Genomic DNA, 17,553 nt, shown 5'->3' with positions numbered 1-17,553 from the left:
CCGTCGTGTTTTTGATTCCGGCGCACTTGTCCCGACGGGTTGGGCCGCCCATCAACCATCGACGATGACTGCCCCGCGGCGTTGCGAGTCTGGATCGTGGCACGCCACGACCGGCGATTCGCACCTTGCAGGACACGATTTGTGGCGCCAACGCGGCGCTCGCGCGACACATCAACAGACCCTAGCGGCTGCCCTTGCGAAACAACACCACTTCGATCGTGTTGCACAGGATCAACAGATCGAGGAACAGGCTTCGATTCTTCACGTAATAAAGATCGAACTGCAGCTTGGCATTGGAGTCGGCTTCCGTTGCGCCGTAGGGATAGCACAGCTGGGCCCAGCCGGTGACGCCCGGCCGCACGCACCCCCGCACGCGATAGTAAGGCAGGACCTCTGTCAGTCGTTCGACGAACTGCGGACGCTCCGGTCGCGGGCCGACCAGACTCATGTCGCCACAGAAGACGTTCCATATCTGCGGCAGCTCATCGATGCGCAGGCTTCGTAGATGGTGCCCGATGCGGGTAATTCGTGGATCATTCTCGCTCGCCCACTGGGCACCGCCCACGGCTTCGGCATCGATACGCATCGTCCGGAATTTCACAATCGAGAAATGCCGACCGTTGGCCCCGACCCGGATCTGGCGATAGAAACACGGCGCGCGCCAGCCTTCCTCGTACTTGATCGCCACCATGGCGACCAGCATCACCGGCCAGAGCACGGCCAGCATCACGGCGGAAGCCACCAGATCCACACCGCGTTTGACGAGATTATCGAAAGACCCCTGGCGGAATCCCTCGGAAAAGATAATCCAGCTCGGCTGCAGCAACTCGGTTTTCACGCGGCCGGTCTGACGCTCATAGAAGCTGACCATGTCCACGACGTTGATGCCGGCAATACGGCAGTCGATCAGCGCGTCGGCCGGAAAATTACGGCGCCGATCGTCCATGGCAACCACGATTTCGTCGATGTCGTGGGCCTGGGCGTATTCGGCCAACGACTGATCGAGGCGACACTGCAGCTCATCCTCGACTCGACAGGACTCACCGTCGAGGACCACGCATCCGGTCAGACGGAACTGGGCACGGTCGCTGCGACGACGCATGAAGGCCAGCAGCTCCGCGGCATTGTCGCCTGCCCCGTAGAACAGTACACGCCACATGGCCCCGCTGTGCACGGCGTAACGACCGAACAGATGCTGTGCGCCCGACACGGTAAGAAACGACATCAGCCAGGCCAGCGCGAAGACCCCGCGCCCGACGAACAACGACGGCAGCACGTAATAGACGATGAAGGCGAGCAAGGCACCGAAGACGAGGCCGGTCGCTACACGGGCCAGAATCGAGAAGCCCATGGCCTGACGCTGGGTGCGATAGAGACCCATTGCCCCGAGGCCGACCATCATGAGCGCGGCATAGACGAGCGCACGCAACACGATCATCGCCGGGCTGGCGATCAGATCGGCATTCATCCCGAGAAAGCGCAGCTGCGCGCCGACGAGAATACTGCCGGCCAGCAGCACGAGATGGACCAGCGCCAGTCCGATGAAACGGACATGGATGTGGTGGTTGAAAAGACGAATCGTATTCATGGACGTCTCGTCGCGCGCACCCGCTGGCCCCAAGCCGGCAGCTCGCGCTCTCCCTTGTCCGTCGGCCACATGGCAACGACGCCATGCAACGACAAGCATATGCCCGACTCACGATCACTCACGGACCGGCATGCAGCCGGATCGTGTGACAGGCCCCCAGATTTCGGCAATTTTAAACCCCGCCCGCGCTACGACCGTCGAATCACAGGCAAAAAAAACCCGACGTACGGTACGTCGGGTCCGCGGGCTGTTGGCATGCTACAGCCGATGCACTGTCTCATCACGACCATTCATCGGATCACCGACGGCCCCATGCGACGGCGACGCACACCGATGCCGAACGCAATCAGGAGTGCGCCAAAGCCGAACACGGCCCAGGCTGCCGGCTCCGGCACGTTCGTACGACCACAACCGCTGCCGATACAGATACCGAACCCCGAGTTGTGGTTCGTGCTGTTCGACTGCACGACGTTCTGGTTCGAACTCAGCAGGTAGGAGCTGCCGGCTGCCGGCTGCGAGCTCGCCGTGGAAGCGCTTGCGATCGGAACCACCGCAAACAGGGCGGCACAAAGCAACAACAGCGTTGCCATGCCGCGACGCTTGAATGACGACGTCAGAAATCGGTCTTTCATCGCAAACCCCTCGATTGGGCAGTGCCCACTTGAATACGGTCGTACTATAACATCACTGCGGATGTAAAGTATCGGCATCGACCATATTTCCCGCCACCTCGCAGGGGACGCCGATGCGGGCGGCCAGACTGGCGACCACGCGGCCGGCCGTCGCGCCATCCCACAAGGCCGGGGGCGCGCGTCGCACACGTCGCGGCCCGCTCAGTTCGGCGTCCACGGCGTCGATGAGGTTGGTGAGCGAGACCAGCCGATTGGTACCTTCACTCAGGGTAATCGGTCTCTCGGTATTGGCCCGCGTGGTCAGGCACGGCACACCGAGATAGGTCGTTTCTTCCTGAACCCCGCCGGAGTCGGTGACCACGACACGCGCCCCGGTGATCAGATTCATGAAGGCGATATAACCGAGCGGCTCGGTCAACCGTACGCCGGCACAGGACCGCAGACGCGCCAGCAGCCCGAATTCGGCCAGGCGTGCTCCGGTACGCGGATGCAGCGGCATCACCACCGGCAGGCGCGCGCCGAGTGCGGCCAGCGTATCGACCAGCCGCCGGCAGGCATCCGCATCGTCGACGTTGGACGGTCGGTGAAAGGTCGCCACGGCATAGCCTTCGTCAACCAGACCGAAACGGGTACGTGTGTCATCGGCCGCAATTTTCGAGCGCATGTGCACGAGCGTATCGATCATGATGTTGCCGACATGCGCGATGCGTTGTTCGGGGATGCCTTCGTATCGCAGGTTGGCATCTGCGTCCGGGGACGGCGTCCAGAGCAGATCCGCGATGCGGTCGGTGAGCACGCGGTTGGTTTCTTCGGGCATGGCACGATCATGACTGCGCAATCCGGCTTCGAGATGCGCCACACGAATACCCAACTTGTTCGCTGCCAGCGCGCAGGCGATCGTGGCGTTGACGTCGCCGACCACGATCGTCCAGTCCGGCCGGTCGGTACGACAGGCTGCTTCGTAGGCCATGAGCGTACGCCCGGTCTGCTCGGCGTGCGTCCCCGCACCGATTTCGAGATGTACATCCGGCGCCGGCAGTTCGAACTCGTCGAAGAACGCCTGTGACATGTTGGCATCGTAATGCTGCCCTGTGTGCACCAGACGCAATCGGCACCACGGGGCATCGGCGAGTGCCTGCACCAGCCGCGCGATCTTGATGAAGTTCGGCCGGGCGGCGGCGATCAGATCGACCCGGTACGTGCCATCACCTTGTTCTCGTTCCCTCACGAAATTCGCGATCCTAATTTGCGCTGCGCGGCACGACGGCGAACTGCGGCATATTGGCGTAGTCCGGCTGCGTTGCCCGCGTGGCGAACCGTTGCCAGGCCTGGCGGACGCCGCTTTCGCCCGTGTTGGCGATCATGGCCAGACCGATCTGCAGATTCGACGGGAACCCGGTCGGTGATTCGGGATAACCGTCCATCTGATCGAGCGGTACCGGCGTACCGCCGTCGGCCATTGCCCGTCGCATGGTCTGGCTGTTGCACGACGTCCCGGCCAATGCCGGGAAGCTCCGATCGTAGACCGTTTGCAGCGAGTCATAGATCGGGCTGTTGGCGTCGTCGCGGAGCTGCATGGCATAGGCACTCGCCTTGAGCCAGCAGAATCCGTCGCCGCCGAGCGTGGCCGTATCCGTCATCAGGCCAACGTACCACGGGGCGAACCAGGCCAGCAGCCGCGACGCTCCCGGCACATCCTGTTCTGCCGCATGGCCGACCGCCCAGGTGAAGAAATCCTGTTGCCAGGGCGCGATGCCGTTGTGGCGCTGTCCGTTGAGCTGGTAGTGGACGGCTCCGTAGGCATCGAGCACGTGCAGCGGATGGTTCGGCGCATCGACGTACTTGTCGAGATAATCGGCCACGATGTTATCGATCAGGCCGACGAAGTACGACTTCATCGGATCATCGTCCGGCGTCGCGAAGGCGGTATCGGAAATCGCACGCAGCACCCAGGCCTGGCCGCGCACCTGATCCTGTGCGCCCAGCAGGAGCCCCTTGTCGAAGCTGCGATAGCCTTCGTTGGCCCAGAGTTCGTCATAGCTGGCCTGGAACTGCATCTCCTCGAGGTAGTAGTAGTCGCCGGTGACCAGATATGTGACATAGCCGATGGACGGCTGATGCGCGATTTCGTAGGACCACGGCGACTCGCAGTCGGCATTGCAGCGCGGCAGCAGATCGACCGCGAACCGGCCCCCGGCTCGCGATGCCCAGTTGTAGTTGGCCAGCGTCACATAAGGATGGTCGACGATCGACAGGGCCCGTCCCGTCGCCGCATCCCGGTAGTGGAAACCATAACTGCCGCCGGCATCGTCGTTGGCCTTCATCCACCGAAACGCGCGCAGCGCACCGGATACGGCATAGGCCGACGTCCACTGCGGCAACGGCCCGATGCCCGCCTGGGCACCGGTCTGGCCCATGTAGGCCGTCAGGTCGCCGCGTGCCATCGGCGGATTGCTCTGGCGCACGCCGGCGAGAAAATCGCTATCCGGCGACAGATCGGCGTAGTTCGAGATCGCCCGGCTCTGCTGCAGATAGGCGACAGACGGCAGAATCCGGCGCTTCGGGGCACCGTTGTGCCAGAGCACATGATGCCAGCGGGCATGCAGATAGTGCGTCAGGTCGCTGACGCTGTACTGCGACTGCCCGACGGTGATCCGTGCATCGTAATGCTGGTTGGACGGCGAGATATCGTAACTGCGCGTATTCTCGACGACGGTGTCCACGCGCACGTTGTCGATACGACCCGCCGGCCCGCGTATCGCACGCACATGGAAATAGGTCCGCAGCAACGGGGCCTGGTCGCGCCCATCGTCGAGCGGCGCGGCGACGATCCATTCGCTGACCAGCGGCCCGTCGAGCCAGCGTTTGCAATCACGCGCTCCCCACACCGGACAGCGGCCGCGGGACTGGATGCTTTCGATGGCCGTTCGCGCGTTTGCGGTATAGCGGGTTCCGGACATCGTCAACGCCAGACGCGCGTCGAAATCACGGGATAACAGATCGGACAGAGTCGGCGCCTTGACACGCCACTGCGGCGCTCGATCCACCGCATACAGCGACAGCGAAACGGCCGCGTCGCCACCGGTCCTGGGCACGGCAACACTCAACACGGCGTGTCGTAGCGAGCCGTCGGCCCATGTCGCTTTCGGATCGGTCTGTGTGGCCAACACGCGTCCGTCGCGCACGGCCACGAGATGGGCATCGCCGGCGACCTGACCCTTGGCGAACACCTGACCGAAGGTCAATGTCGCGGCGGCTCGTCCCCCGGTACTCACCACCTTGGCGGTGGTGATACGGCGCGCGCTCGGAAACGCATCCGTGATCGGGGTTCCCGCCTCGGCTGACAGGGCACTGGCCGTATCGCCCTTGCCGGACGTGCCCCCGTCCGTCGTCGTGCCGTCGCCCCCCTGTGATGCACCGCCGCCCGAAGTATCGGCCGAGCTGCCGGATTGATCCGAACCCCCGCCGTCGTTGCAGGCCACAAGCCCGAAACCGAGCAGCACAATCACCAGAAAACGCGTCATCAAGGCCGACATGAGACCATTCCCCCGTTCAATGATCTCGCCGGTCAATCTCGATGCAAGACAGGACGAGATCGTGAAATATCACGAACTTATGCCCTCGTCCCCAACTCAACGAGCGGCAACCCGGCGACCATGGCGCGACAGCGCTTTAGGCCCGTGGTTTTGCGTCACCGTCTTTCGACAGCTTTGCCTTTTCTGACTCGAAAAATCTGGCTTCGTCGTCTCGTCGCATGAGATAGCCCAGGCGAACACGCCGACAAAGCCGTATTGTCCATCGAACCGCCATATAGAACGGTTCTACTGGCCGAAAGTATCAATTCGATTCGGGCGAAGCGCAAGCCGGCGCCGTCAAGATTCGCACGCAGCGCCGCCTACGCAGCCGGCCGGCGGTTCGAGCCGGCTGAAATCATGTTTCTAATCGTCGACATACCGCGATTGCGCGGCATCGTCATCGACAACGCCGAGGCGGCGGCTCACGGTCTCGACACACACCTGCAAGGCGCCGCGATGCGCTCGGGCGCGCGATGCGTTGTCGGCACCGGCCTCATCCCGCGCGACCGGATCGGCCAGCCAATCCGATAGCCAGACTGCCAGGGTCTGGTCGTCGGGCACGATGCACGCTGCCGCCGGATCGAAATGCGCGATCGCTTCGCGCCAGTCGTCGACACCGGCTCCGGTCGCGAAGACACGACCAAGGGCAGCCGGCTCGATGATGTTGTGCCCGCCGATACCCGTGATCAGCGAGCCACCAACGAACACGACATCGGCCATGGCGTAGAAGAGCAACAGCTCGCCGAGCGTGTCTCCCAGAACGACCGATGTCCGGGTATCGACGGCATCGCCCCGAGCATGCCGCGCGAAGACGATATCGCGCCGCGAGAGTTCATCGGCCACGAGGTCGAACCGCTGTGGATGACGCGGCACGAGAATCATCAACAGATCCGGATACCGTCGCGTCAACGATCGATGAATATCGAGCAGCCGCGCCTCTTCGCCTTCGTGGGTGCTCGCAGCGACGAGGATCGGGCGCGACGCGGCGGCCCAGTGGCAGCGTCGCGCCCGGGCTCGAGCGGCCAGATCGGCGGGCGGCTGAAAATCGTATTTGATATTGCCGGCGACACGGACCTGCCCGTGCACGGCGCCGAGCGCGCGAAACCGCGCGGCGTCGGCCTCACTAGCTGCCAGGATGTCGTCGAAACGGGCGAGCATCCAGGCCAGGACACGCCGCGCCGGCCAACGGCGATAGGCCCGCGCGGAATCGGCCGAGAGCGTGGCATTGGCCAGGACGAGCGGCACGCCCTGCCCCGTGGCGGCACCGATCAGATTCGGCCACAGCTCGGTCTCGATGATCATCCCCAGCCGTGGCGCCACCCGCCGGATGAAGCGACGTGTCGCATCCGGCGTGTCGAGCGGCACATAACCGACCGATACATCATCCGGCAACCCGCGATGGGCCGTCGCCCGGCCGGTCGGGGTCATCGTGGTCAGTAGCATCGGCACGTCGGTCCGCTGCGCGCGCAGCGCTCGGACGAGCGAGATTGCGAGATTGACTTCGCCCACCGACGCGGCATGAATCCAGATCGGTCGGTCGCGACGCGGCGCGATTGCCCCCAGCCGTTCGGCCCAGTGGGCGCGATAGGCCGGCTCGCGACGCCCCCGCCAGGCGAAATACAGCAGGACCGCCGGCAACGCGGTCCAGGTCGCGAGCGCGTAGAGCGCGCGCCAGATCACGGTCGTGGCCTCGCTATCGCTGCTGTACGGCGCATCACGATCACCATGTCGCCGCTCGCATCAGAGATCGAGCCATTGCCGCCCGGACCGGCCAGTCCGGGCGTCTTCAATTCTCGGTGGCATCTCGATCGCGAATCCGCGCGGCGATCGCGCTCGTCGAGAATCCGTCGAGAAACGTCAGGGTGCGGACTTCGCCGCCCGCGGCCAGGACACAGTCGCTACCGGCGATATCGGCGATCTCGTAATCGCCGCCCTTGACCAGCACGTCCGGGCACAGGCGACAGATCAGACGTTCCGGGGTGTCTTCGGCAAACGGCACGACCCAGTCAACCGCGGCCAGCCCCCGCAATACCTGCATGCGATGGGTCAGATCGTTGATCGGCCGCTGCGGGCCCTTCAAACGCCCGACCGAAGCATCGTCATTGACTGCCACGACGAGATGATCACCCAGCGCACGCGCGGCCTCGAGATAAGCGATATGGCCTGGATGCAGCAGATCGAAGCAGCCGTTGGTCATCACGATTCGTTCGCCGCGGGCATGTGCACTGGCGAACCATTCGGCCAGCCCTTCCTCGTCGATCACACCGTCGGCGGCCACGCGCCCGAGTCGCGCGGCATGCTGCAATTCCTCGCGCGTGACCGTCGCCGTGCCGAGCTTGGCCACCACGATACCCGCAGCCAGATTCGCCAGTTCGGCCGCCCCGGTCAGAGTCTGGCCGGCCCCCAGACCCGCCGCGATCATGGCGATCACGGTGTCGCCAGCACCGGTGACATCGAAGACCTCGCGGGCCCGGGCCGGTAGATGATGCGTACCGTCCTGCAGGAACAGACTCATGCCCTTCTCGCTGCGCGTGACCAGCAACGCATCCAGGGACAGCCGGGCCCGGGCGGACTGGGCATGCGCGGCGAGCGTCTCATCGTCCTGCCAGTCGATACCGGCCGTGCCGTCGTCGGCATAAGCGGCGAATTCAGCCACATTCGGCGTGATCAGCGTCGCGCCGGTATAGCGCTGCCAATCGCGTCCCTTCGGATCGACGAGCACCGGGACGCCGGCCTCCCGAGCCAGCGCGATGATGGCCTCGACATCTGCCAGCGTGCCCTTGCCGTAGTCCGAACAGACCACGACATCGGTCTCGGCGAGCGCTGCAGACAGACGTGCGCGCAGCGCGTCCTGGTCGAACGCACCGGCCAGCGCAAAGGACTTCTCGAAATCCAGGCGGATGAGCTGCTGGTTGCGACTCATCACGCGCAGCTTGGCGATGGTGGGATGGCTCGGGCTTTCGACCAGATCCGCGGTCACGCCGGCCTCGTCCAGCAGGAACCGCGTGGCACGTCCGGGCTCGTCCGTGCCGATCACGCCGATCAGGCGCGTGGTCGCGCCGACGCCAGCCAGGTTGATTGCCACGTTCGCGGCGCCACCGAGGCGACGTTCCTCTTCACCGATGCGTACTACCGGCACCGGGGCTTCGGGCGAGATACGACCGGTATCGCCGTACCAGTAACGATCGAGCATGACATCGCCGATCACCAGGACACGGCTGTCGGCGAAGGCGGGTATGGAGACCATCAGGCTTTCGTCGCGCGTTTGAATCGGCCATCATACAAAGCGCCGCGCCGCTTTCACAGCACATCGGCACCCCGGTTTGACTTCGTGTTGTCTCGCGTCACGCGCGGCGATGGCACGCTCTACATGACGACGCCTAGCGAACACGACACCGAATCGGCACGATTTTATGCGCCGCGCCACTGGCCGAGCTGGGCGCTGATGGGGCTCGGCTGGCTGCTCAGCCAGCTGCCCTATCGGATACAGATGGCGCTCGGCGCCGGCCTCGGCCGCCTGGCGCAGCGCGTTGTGCCCGATCGTGCCCGCATTGCCGATATCAACCTGCGCCTGTGCTATCCGGACCTGTCGGAGACCGCACGCGCCGATCTGCTCGCCGCGCATTTCCGCTCGGTCGGCCGGGGCGCGCTGGAAACCGGCATCTGCTGGTGGGGCAGCCAGGACAAGATCGACCGTCTCGCCCATGTCGAGGGCCTGCATCATCTAGAGGACGCGGCGACGCGCGGGCGCGGAATCATCCTGCTTTCGGCTCACACCACGTCGCTGGAGCTCGGTGTGCGCATGGCCCAGAAAACCATGCGTGAACTCGGCTTCGACACCACGGCGATGTACAAGCCACCGCGCGACCCGGTCGTCGAACGCGTCATGCGTACGCGGCGCGAGGCGCACATCGGCGGCGCCTCGATTCCCGACGACGACGTCATGGCGCTGCTCGCCGCCCTGCGCCGCGGCGATGCCGTCTGGTATGCGGCCGACCAGAAAGCCGGCAAGCGCGTCAGCGTGACCGTGGACTTCTTCGGCCAGCCCGCCCGGACGCACACCGCGGTCAGCCGCATGGCCAAGATGACCCGGGCGACCGTCGTGCCGTTCTTCACGCTCCGACGGGCCGACGGCCAGGGTTACCGGTTGATCATCAAACCCCCGCTGGCCGATTTTCCGAGCGACGACGAAGCGACCGATGCCCGGCGCATCAACGCCATCATCGAAGACGTGGTCAACGAAGACCCGGCGCAGTATTTCTGGCTGCATCAGCGCTTCAAGCGCAAGGGCGTGGATCCCTACAAACCCGCAGCGTCCAAGTCCTCGGCAAAGACCTCGCGATAACCCGCCTGCAGGCGCTGCCAGTCGGACTCGGCAAAGCAGAAGCCGGTTTCGCGGGCCACGAACTTATCGAGCGAGCGTCGCAGGCGCGCCAGATTGTCGTGACGCCATCGCCGGGCCGGCGATCTTCGTCGGGCGCGATCGAAATCGATCAGATGAACATCAGCATCCTCGTCAACGAGAATGTTCCGGGCATTGAGATCGGCATGCCATACCCCGGCTTGATGCAACGCGGCGATCGCACGGCCACAGGCATGCCAGACTGAAGGCGCCAGCGCGGCGTGCATCAAATGCTCAGCCAGCGGCGCCGCGTTCGGGATCGCCACCGTGATCAGATCGGCTGATACCGTCAGGCCACGCCGCCGGATGCGGGCCGCCACCGGACGCGGCACGGCCAGGCCGGCCGCCGAAAGATCCGCCAGCATTGCCATTTCACGCAGGGCACGACTGCGTGCGACCCCGGTCCACAGGTAACGATCGCGGTTGATGCGCGCGAGCAGCCCGCCTCGTTGATAATGCCGCACTACCCATGTCGTGTCCGGCGCCGCCTGCACGAACACGGCCTCGCCCCGGCCACGGGCAGTATCTTGCAACGCACCGTGCGAGCGCCACCACGCCGGAGAGAACCATTGCGCGGCCGGGCGCTGCGCGCAGTCGGGCGGATGCCAGATCAGCCAGCCCGCCGCGTCCCGCTCGACCGCCAACCGGCCCCCAGGCGTGTACGCCGCCTCGCTGTCATCTGCCGGCTTCACGGCTTATGAACCGAAGTGGTCCGGAAGACGCGCCACGCCAAGCGACTCGCTCAGATACGTACGCAACGCCTGGGGCGGGTGATCCTTGATCATGCGGTCGGTGATATGGACAAACGTCGGCGGCACGTCGCGTTCGCCGTCGAGCACACGATACAGATAGCTGAAACCGGCATCGGCATAGTAGGCCGGCGTCGTGTCGGTCGCGACGCGACGCAGCGCGACTTGATCGGAGAGATAGCGCCCGCTGCGCAGCATCGCCAGCCAGCGGCGCAGGAACGGCAGTGCCGCTTCGCGCTCGGCGAACAACAGACCGCCGTGGAACGAATCCGCCACCGGATTATTCGCTTTGTAGGTCAGTAGCGGGCTGTCCACTTCGTCAAGGCGTTGAAGGGCGTTGTCATACCAGTCGGCAATCGGACCGGTCACGATCACATCGGCATCGACATATGCCACATATCTCTGCGGCAACCACTCAAAGAGCATCGGTTTCAGGCTCTTAGAGAGCAAACGCACGCGGCTGTACGGCACCTCGATACAGAAAACGTTGGCCAGATCGGCGAACATCGCCGGGTGATCGGTCACCACATACACCGGCCCCTGATAACTGCCGCGATCACGCAGGGTCTGGAGCATTGTCAGGCACCAGTCCGCGTACTTGCGCGACACCGCGATGGCGCCGATCGCGAAATCCGGACACCGCGGATCGGCCACGCCGTGGTCCAGGCTGCCCGGTATCGGCGGGCTGAAGCGGCGTCGCCACTGCAGGTCGCGTCGGTGATGACGCAGTCTTTTCATCCAGCCACGCGGCTGGGGCAGCGTTTTCAGGTCGACGAGGTCGTTGTGGTGATTTGCCATGCCGTCAATGCGTGTGAACCGAAAGCGTGCCCGGGCCAGAAATCGAGCAACGCAGGCCCGATGGTACACTCTGTCGACCGTCCGTCCTGGCGTTTCGCGATGTCCGACCCCGCCGACCGAGCTCCCCGCCGACCGGCCATCAGCGTTGTATTCGCGACCCGCGATCGCGCTGTCCAGCTACGCGAGACGCTGGCGGCCTACCGGGCCGTGTCGTCGTCCGACCTCGAATGGGAGCTGGTTGTCGCGGACAATGGCAGTACCGATGCAACAGCCGAGGTACTCACCGCGGCCGGTAACGACCTGCCACTGATATCGCTCCATGTGGGCGAACCGGGCAAAAATCGCGCTCTGAACGTTGCCTTGGCGCACGTAGGCGGCGATCTCGTGGTCTTCACCGACGACGACGTGATCCCGGCCCCCGATTGTCTGCATGCTTATCTGGCGGCGAGTCGACGCTGGCCCTCGGATGCGATCTTCGGGGCGCGCGTCGTACCGCGATTCCCGATCGGCACGCCCGATTGGCTGGCCTCGCCTGCGTTCGAGTTCGGCACCACCGCCTTCGCCCGCTATGAGCCGGCAAGCGCCGAAGGCCCGGTATCCCGGCATCCTTATGGACCGAGTTTCGCCGTGCGACGTTCGGCCATGACCGACCATCGTTTTCCCGAGCATCTGGGCCCCCAGGGCAATGCTTACGCCATGGGCGGCGAAGCCGGGTTCCTGCGCACGCTCGCCGCCGACGGCCATCGCTATATCTACGTGCCCGAGGCTCGGGTTGAGCACGTCGTCCGCGACGAACAGATCCACGAGGCCTGGCTCGTGCGGCGCGCTCGCAACAAGGGTCGCGGCCAGGTCTATCTGCCGAGTCGCAAGAAGCCACGTCGCCTGTTCGTGGCTGGGGCGCCGCTGCGGCTGTGGCTGGCGACAGCACGAGCCGCCCTGCGTTACGGCATCGCGCGACTCACACGTAATACGAAACGCCGTGTCCGCTACGGCGTGAAATATGCCCTGCGCGCCGGCGAGCTCGATGAGCGGCGTCGCCGCCGGCGCACGCCGATCGACTGAAGGACACGATACGCCGCCTGGACTTAGCCAGTCCGCTCGCGTCGGTTGGCCTTGTTGACCTGCTTCCAGATCAGACGCGCCAGTGCCTTGCGAAAGCCACGGCGTGCACTGGCATTGTAAAAACCACCCATCGTCGACCATTTTTCGGCCTTCGGCGCCGTCGGTGCGATCAGCCAGTCCTCGGCGACCGGACGCTCGGCCAGATCCCGCGTCATCAGGCGCTCGCGTTTGTCTCCTTCGACGGTATCGATCGGATGGAAACCGCCGCCGCCCAGCCATTCCATTGCCCGATGGGCCAGGCTGCGCTTCTTGCCGCGATAGGAAATGGGAAACGGCAGCCAGGCCATGAACGGCCAGGCATAGAAGCCCATGTAAATGCCACGCTCGGCCAGAAACGCCTCGTTGATCTTCTCGCCCAGCCCGAAGACGCCGATGGTCTGCTTCGTCCGCGCTACATGAAACAGGCCCGAGCCGGCGAAATGCTTGTGGCCACGCGCGTTCTCGTTGTCACGAAAATACGCCATCCCGCTGGCATCGAGCCGCGTGTAGTGCGCATCGGCCTCGCGCAGATCATGCTTGAAGAAACATGGCTGGAGTTCGAGAACGTCGGGGTTGGCAGCAAAGAACGTATCGAAGCGGTCCATGTCCTGTACGTCGACAGCGCGCACGATCTGCTGATCATCATGCATGTAGAGCATGTAGTCGGCGTCGTGCGCGATCGCGTCTTCCAGCGCGAGCGTCTTGTTGGCGTACAGCCCGCCGGTCTTGTAAGTCTGGTCGCTGGCATGGGTGGACGGCCGCATGATCGCGTATCGGTCGGCATATCCGGCCAGCAGCCGGCGCGTCTTACGATCCTCGCTGTCATCGTCGATGATCGTGAGCGTGGCCTCGGGAATCAGCGTCGTGACCGAGCGCACGATATTTTCCAGAAAATCGGGACGATTGTAGGAAAAGACATAGACCCGGAGACGGGTCGCGGCACGCGCGTCGGTCATGGCGGGCTCGAAAGCGGGCGGCCGGGCCGCCGGGACGAATCGCCCCGGCACCCGTGTCGTCACGCCGGGGCCGGAGCACCTTGATGGAACGCATTATCGTCGCCGACTCGCGTGGCGACAAGCCGCCGAACGCCACAGGCGTCAGGCAACCGGCGGCAGCACCGGCAGACCGTATTGTCGATACAGCGCCCGGGTGGCCCGGAAGTTCTCGGCATCGGTATTGGCTACCACGGCCGCATGGCCGGCTTCGGCCCAGGCCGTACGACGCTCGGCTGAGGCAATCATGTCCGCCAGCTGCGCGGCGAGACCGTCCACGCTCGGGCGATCCGGCAGGGCCTGGACATAATCGGGCGGCAGGCGTTCCATCGCGCCCACCGCACGGGTAGCCACGACCGGCACCCCACAGGCCATGGCCTCCTGCACGACCTGACCGAATTCCTCGACACGCGCCGGATGCACACAGATATCCAAGGCATGAAAATAACGTTCGGGCGTTGTCGTGGCACCGACAAAGATCAGCCGATCGGCGATACCCAGCGCTTCGGCCTGTCGGTTGAAACGCGCCGCGCCGCCCTGCTTGCCCAGAACGAGCACGCGCGTGGCCTCGCGTGTGGCCGACGGCAACTTTGCATAGGCGGCCAACAGCATATCGAGTCCGCGCTTGGCGAAGTCGCCCGAGGTAACCAGGCCCAGCAACAGCGTCTCGGTACAGCCCAAAGCCGCCCGGGTCGCCTCGCGGTAGCGCGCACGGTCTGCGCGATTGAACTGTGCGGGCCGATAACCGGGATGAATGATCGGCAACCGCGCCGGATCGACCCCGTAGCGCATGGTCAGATCGGTCTGCATCAGTCGCGAATTGCAGATACAGGCCGCGAACTCGCCTGCCGCGAAGATGGCATCGTGAATCTCGGCGAGACCGCCGCGCGCATCAAGCGTTTCTTCATGCACCGCTTCGTGTGCGAGATGCAGGCAGTTGTGCATCGAAAGCACGGTCTGTTTCCGATTGTGGCCATGGCCGGCCACGAAATCGTAGTTTCGGCTGGCGATATGCGCATCCGCACGGTCGGCGAACCAGCGCCAGCGCTGTTTTTTCAAAAGCGGCAGCCGCGCGATACGAACCGGCCGCCCCATATCAGGCGTGACCCCACCGCGGCCAACTTTCTCGCCGATCAGATCGACCGCATAACCGGCCCGAACGAAAGCCCGGGCATGATCGGCAATGGTGTTGTTCGTTCCACCGATATCACCGATCCCGCGAAACACGATGGCCATACGCGGTTGGCTCATGAGGTCTCCTCCCAGGCGAGCCGGCCTCGGGCAGTGAACCCCTCGATGGCCGTCAGCGCGCGGTTTACATGCCGGTCGAAATCGAAATCGCGCGCGACGCGTGCCAGCCCCGCGGCACTGAACGCCGCATATCGCGCATCGTCGGTCAGCAGGCGCGCCACGGCAGCGGCCAGTGCATCCGGGGCGACCGCCCGGGGCTCAGCCAGCGTGTCGTCGATCGGATCGTAGACCAGGGGCGGCAGATCGGATGCCCCGCCGGCAAGCTGGCGATAAGTCGTGATCGGTTCACTCGGTGTCAAACACAGTCCGGTGGTCCCATCTTCGACGACCTCCACCAGCCCGTCGACGGCCGCCACGACGGCCGGTACGCCGTGCGCCGCCGCCTCAAGCCCAATCTGGCCGAACGGTTCGCGCAGTGCCGGATGCACGAGTAGATCGATATCGTGATAGAACGCGCCCATGTCGGAAACCAGGCCATGGAAGGTCACGGCCTCGTCCAGACCGAGACGCGTCACGAGCGCGGTCAGCCGCGATCGCTCGGGGCCGTCGCCGGCGATTGCCAGCCGGGCGTGGTGCCCGTGATCACGCAATATCGCCAGCGCATGGATCGCGATCGCCACGCCCTTGATCGATGCCAGACGAGCCACTACGCCGAGTTGCCACACAGCGCCGGGCACGGGGGCGGGCCGCGGTGCACTCGCCCCGTGCGCAGCAATCGCCGGCCGCAGAGCGTTGGGTACCACACAAGCCTGGCCACGATAATCCCAACGCAACTCGAGCATGCGTTGCGCGGCGCGACTGTTGCACAGGATAGCCTGCACCCCGGCCAGAAACGCGCGTTTGGCCGGCGTCTCGTCCGCGAACCAGGCCGCCCCCCGTTCCCAGTAGACACAGCGCTCGGGCCCGACCGCGGCCAGCGTGTTCAAACTGTCGCGCAACCGGTTCCAGATGACCACCGCCTCAGGGGCGAAGCGCCGGACGTGCCGATACTGCAATCCGCGCCGCAGCCCGGCCGGCCAGCGCGGCAGCTTGAGGCCGGCAGCGTATTTCTCGCGCACGATGGCGGTATCACGCGGCAGCCGCGCGCCTACCAATGGATGAACGCGGCGCCCACAGGCCACGACCGCCGAGCGGGTGCCCTCGACTGTCGCCGCGCGGTCGACGAAATCGGCGAACTGAAGCTCTACCCCACCAGCGCCGTCGAGGCTGACATAGTGCAGCAGCGTCGAGCCCGATCGCGTCATGAGACGTTCAAGGTGCCGGTCTCGGCATATTCCCGGGCCGCGGCAAGCACGCCTTCGACATGGGTCTCGAAACCGAAACCGGCCCGCATGCGCGCCAGAGCCGCCTCGCTCATCGCATGATAGCGGGTCGGATCGCCAGCCAGCGCGGCCACGGCACCGGCCAAATCGGCCGGCTCGCAGATCAGAGGGGCAGCAACCCGATCGGTGGTCGGCTGATAGACCACCGGCGGCAGCCCGTCGTTGTCGCCGCCGAGCGCGCGATGGCGAGTCAGATCCGAGACCGGCGGGACACAGAGGCCAGACACATCGTCGGCGACCACTTCGGGCAGGCCGTCGACCGCACTGCAGACCACGGGCACGCCAGCGGCCTGGGCTTCGGCCGCGACCATACCGAAGGGTTCGCGCAGCGCCGGATGTATGAGCAGATCGATACCGGCGAAAAAGCCCGGCATGTCGTCAACGACGCCGGCAAAGTGCACGCGCGTCTGAACGCCCAGCTGTTCTGCCTGCGCGGCAAGCCGGGCTCGAAGGGGGCCGTCGCCGGCGATCGACAGCGTGGCCGACACACCCTGCTCGGTCAGTCTAGCCAGCGTGTGGAGCGCCAGTACCACGCCCTTGATCGGAATCAGTCGGCCGGCCACACCGAGCCGGATCGGCCGGTCCGACAACAACGTACGCGACGTGTTAGCCACCGGCGCCCGCACGCCGTTGGGAATGACGCGCACCGGGCCATCGTAGTCCCAGCGCAGCTGGAGCATGCGACGCGCGGCGACCGAGTTGGCGATCACGGCGGGCATGCGGGCCAATGCCGCACGCTTGGCCTCGTCCTCGCCGAACAGCCAGGCCGAACCGTGTTCCCAGTAGAGCGCGCGCCGCGCCCCGATCAGCTCGATCGCCCTGGCCTGCTGGCCCAGTCGGTTCCAGAGCAGCGCCACGTCGGGCTGCTGTGTGCCCACCAGATGCCGGGCCCAGCGGCGCCGCCAGGCCCGGGGGCGTTTCGGGATCGTCCAGCCCCGCCATTTCTTCTCGAACGCCCAGTCATCGAGCTGCGACAACGCCTCGGCGTGATGCGGGTGAATCTCACGGCTGCAGGCAACCGCGGTCTGCGATACGCCGGCACGTCTGGCTGCCCGCACAGCGAACGCCGAGAACTGTTGTTCGACGCCGCCGAATCCCGACAGGCTGACGTAGTGCGCGATCCGGATCGGCCGATTCATGGCC

At 65.2% G+C, this 17,553-nt stretch carries 14 protein-coding genes and 1 riboswitch; of the genes, 2 read left to right on the top strand and 12 right to left on the bottom strand.

Annotation, left to right across the window (positions count from 1 at the left end; all coding sequences use genetic code 11):
• Positions 1 to 181 precede the first annotated feature (181 nt).
• From D3260_RS02735 to hldE, 6 genes are all read right to left on the bottom strand, one after another.
• Entirely contained in the window at positions 182 to 1,588 is a 1,407-nt protein-coding gene (locus D3260_RS02735) for a TIGR03013 family XrtA/PEP-CTERM system glycosyltransferase (protein ID WP_158583364.1), read from the bottom strand.
• A gap of 290 nt (positions 1,589 to 1,878) precedes the next feature.
• Entirely contained in the window at positions 1,879 to 2,220 is a 342-nt protein-coding gene (locus D3260_RS02730; protein ID WP_158583363.1) for a PEP-CTERM sorting domain-containing protein, read from the bottom strand.
• 52 nt (positions 2,221 to 2,272) lie between these two features.
• A complete protein-coding gene (gene wecB / locus D3260_RS02725; RefSeq protein WP_120097031.1) occupies positions 2,273 to 3,448 on the bottom strand; it encodes a non-hydrolyzing UDP-N-acetylglucosamine 2-epimerase in 1,176 nt (391 codons plus the stop codon).
• Between the two features lie 13 nt (positions 3,449 to 3,461).
• On the bottom strand, positions 3,462 to 5,756 hold the full coding sequence (locus D3260_RS02720) for a hypothetical protein (RefSeq protein ID WP_147418084.1): 2,295 nt from the start codon (positions 5,754 to 5,756) through the stop codon (positions 3,462 to 3,464).
• 102 nt (positions 5,757 to 5,858) lie between these two features.
• Positions 5,859 to 5,945, bottom strand: a riboswitch (cyclic di-GMP riboswitch).
• 213 nt (positions 5,946 to 6,158) lie between these two features.
• Complete coding sequence (locus tag D3260_RS02715; protein WP_120097029.1) at positions 6,159 to 7,475, bottom strand: 3-deoxy-D-manno-octulosonic acid transferase; 1,317 nt, start codon at positions 7,473 to 7,475, stop codon at positions 6,159 to 6,161.
• 106 nt (positions 7,476 to 7,581) lie between these two features.
• A complete protein-coding gene (hldE, locus tag D3260_RS02710; protein WP_120097028.1) occupies positions 7,582 to 9,042 on the bottom strand; it encodes a bifunctional D-glycero-beta-D-manno-heptose-7-phosphate kinase/D-glycero-beta-D-manno-heptose 1-phosphate adenylyltransferase HldE in 1,461 nt (486 codons plus the stop codon).
• 87 nt (positions 9,043 to 9,129) lie between these two features.
• Here hldE and D3260_RS02705 point away from each other — a divergent pair, with 87 nt between their 5' ends.
• Complete coding sequence (locus D3260_RS02705) at positions 9,130 to 10,140, top strand: lysophospholipid acyltransferase family protein (protein ID WP_120097027.1); 1,011 nt, start codon at positions 9,130 to 9,132, stop codon at positions 10,138 to 10,140.
• Here D3260_RS02705 and D3260_RS02700 read toward each other — a convergent pair.
• Together D3260_RS02700 and D3260_RS02695 are read right to left on the bottom strand one after the other, a co-directional pair.
• On the bottom strand, positions 10,095 to 10,889 hold the full coding sequence (locus D3260_RS02700) for a 3-deoxy-D-manno-octulosonic acid kinase (protein ID WP_120097026.1): 795 nt from the start codon (positions 10,887 to 10,889) through the stop codon (positions 10,095 to 10,097). The two genes, D3260_RS02705 and D3260_RS02700, sit on opposite strands and share 46 nt — an antisense overlap.
• A gap of 3 nt (positions 10,890 to 10,892) precedes the next feature.
• Positions 10,893 to 11,744 (bottom strand): hypothetical protein, encoded by an 852-nt coding sequence (locus D3260_RS02695; protein ID WP_158583362.1) that lies wholly within the window; start codon positions 11,742 to 11,744, stop codon positions 10,893 to 10,895.
• Positions 11,745 to 11,843: 99 nt separating this feature from the next.
• On the opposite strand from D3260_RS02695, the gene D3260_RS02690 reads away from it, so the two are divergent.
• Entirely contained in the window at positions 11,844 to 12,806 is a 963-nt protein-coding gene (locus tag D3260_RS02690; RefSeq protein ID WP_158583361.1) for a glycosyltransferase family 2 protein, read from the top strand.
• A 23-nt stretch (positions 12,807 to 12,829) separates the two neighbouring features.
• Here D3260_RS02690 and D3260_RS02685 read toward each other — a convergent pair whose 3' ends face one another.
• The 4 genes from D3260_RS02685 to D3260_RS02670 all read right to left on the bottom strand — a co-directional run bounded on the left by D3260_RS02685 (position 12,830) and on the right by D3260_RS02670 (position 17,549).
• Positions 12,830 to 13,801, bottom strand: a complete 972-nt coding sequence (locus D3260_RS02685) for a hypothetical protein (protein WP_120097023.1) — start codon at positions 13,799 to 13,801, stop codon at positions 12,830 to 12,832.
• 141 nt (positions 13,802 to 13,942) lie between these two features.
• On the bottom strand, positions 13,943 to 15,088 hold the full coding sequence (locus D3260_RS02680; RefSeq protein WP_120097022.1) for a glycosyltransferase family 4 protein: 1,146 nt from the start codon (positions 15,086 to 15,088) through the stop codon (positions 13,943 to 13,945).
• Complete coding sequence (locus D3260_RS02675; protein WP_120097021.1) at positions 15,085 to 16,332, bottom strand: glycosyltransferase; 1,248 nt, start codon at positions 16,330 to 16,332, stop codon at positions 15,085 to 15,087. The genes D3260_RS02680 and D3260_RS02675 overlap by 4 nt, the downstream gene beginning before the upstream one ends.
• Positions 16,329 to 17,549, bottom strand: a complete 1,221-nt coding sequence (locus tag D3260_RS02670; RefSeq protein ID WP_158583360.1) for a glycosyltransferase — start codon at positions 17,547 to 17,549, stop codon at positions 16,329 to 16,331. Before D3260_RS02670 ends, D3260_RS02675 begins: the two co-directional genes overlap by 4 nt.
• Positions 17,550 to 17,553: the final 4 nt, after the last annotated feature.

It is taken from the genome of Salinisphaera sp. Q1T1-3, assembly GCF_003602005.1.
Lineage (GTDB): Bacteria > Pseudomonadota > Gammaproteobacteria > Nevskiales > Salinisphaeraceae > Salinisphaera.
This window is presented reverse-complemented; position numbering and strand designations above follow the sequence as displayed.

Coding starts and splice junctions, on each gene's coding strand:
- D3260_RS02685 (WP_120097023.1), bottom strand. CDS start 13,801: ATGACCGACGCGCGTGCCGCGACCCGTCTCCGGGTCTATGTCTTTTCC.
- D3260_RS02720 (WP_147418084.1), bottom strand. CDS start 5,756: ATGTCGGCCTTGATGACGCGTTTTCTGGTGATTGTGCTGCTCGGTTTC.
- D3260_RS02680 (WP_120097022.1), bottom strand. CDS start 15,088: ATGAGCCAACCGCGTATGGCCATCGTGTTTCGCGGGATCGGTGATATC.
- hldE (WP_120097028.1), bottom strand. CDS start 9,042: ATGGTCTCCATACCCGCCTTCGCCGACAGCCGTGTCCTGGTGATCGGC.
- D3260_RS02675 (WP_120097021.1), bottom strand. CDS start 16,332: ATGACGCGATCGGGCTCGACGCTGCTGCACTATGTCAGCCTCGACGGC.
- D3260_RS02690 (WP_158583361.1), top strand. CDS start 11,844: ATGTCCGACCCCGCCGACCGAGCTCCCCGCCGACCGGCCATCAGCGTT.
- D3260_RS02695 (WP_158583362.1), bottom strand. CDS start 11,744: ATGGCAAATCACCACAACGACCTCGTCGACCTGAAAACGCTGCCCCAG.
- D3260_RS02670 (WP_158583360.1), bottom strand. CDS start 17,549: ATGAATCGGCCGATCCGGATCGCGCACTACGTCAGCCTGTCGGGATTC.
- D3260_RS02735 (WP_158583364.1), bottom strand. CDS start 1,588: ATGAATACGATTCGTCTTTTCAACCACCACATCCATGTCCGTTTCATC.
- D3260_RS02730 (WP_158583363.1), bottom strand. CDS start 2,220: ATGAAAGACCGATTTCTGACGTCGTCATTCAAGCGTCGCGGCATGGCA.